Below are 552 nucleotides of genomic sequence, written 5' to 3'. Positions count from 1 at the left end.
CAGATTCATCCACATAGTGAACAACTACATCACCGAATACTTGTTTATAGATATACGTAACATCTGTATTTCCTTCAACAACGCGACCTTGTTCAAGACCTTGAGTCTTTTCAGGAACAATTTCATATGTACGACCATCTTTTGTAGTAATCGTCTTATGAGCGTGATCACGAGTATCATAAACAGTGTTGATTGGAGCACCGACTGTATCCTTTTCAGGGTCTTTAATGACTTTACCATTTTCATCTTTATAATGAACTGTTACATCACCGACTACTTCATCATAAACATAAACAACGCGAGTGGTTCCTTTGACAATCTTACCACTTTCTTGACCTTGAGTTGCTTTTGGATCAATGCGATAAACCTTACCATCGGCTGTAGTAATTCTAGTTGGTTTGTGATCGGTTGTATCGTAGTTTGTACCAACTTTACTATCTGGTGTATCCACAACACGTGGTGCAATGGTATTGCCCTTCTTGTCTTGGTAATCAACAACAACATTACCATATTCTTCAGGTGCATCTGGAATCAGATCATAGAAGTAAGTAA

1 protein-coding gene is annotated in these 552 nt (G+C 38.0%); it reads right to left on the bottom strand.

What is annotated here, in order from left to right; genetic code table 11:
- Window positions 1-552 (bottom strand): MucBP domain-containing protein (locus HMPREF2963_RS08910; protein ID WP_186821962.1); only part of this gene is annotated, 552 nt, incomplete at both ends.

The organism is Streptococcus sp. HMSC067A03 (assembly GCF_001814295.1).
In the GTDB taxonomy this organism is placed as follows: domain Bacteria; phylum Bacillota; class Bacilli; order Lactobacillales; family Streptococcaceae; genus Streptococcus; species Streptococcus constellatus.
This window is presented reverse-complemented; position numbering and strand designations above follow the sequence as displayed.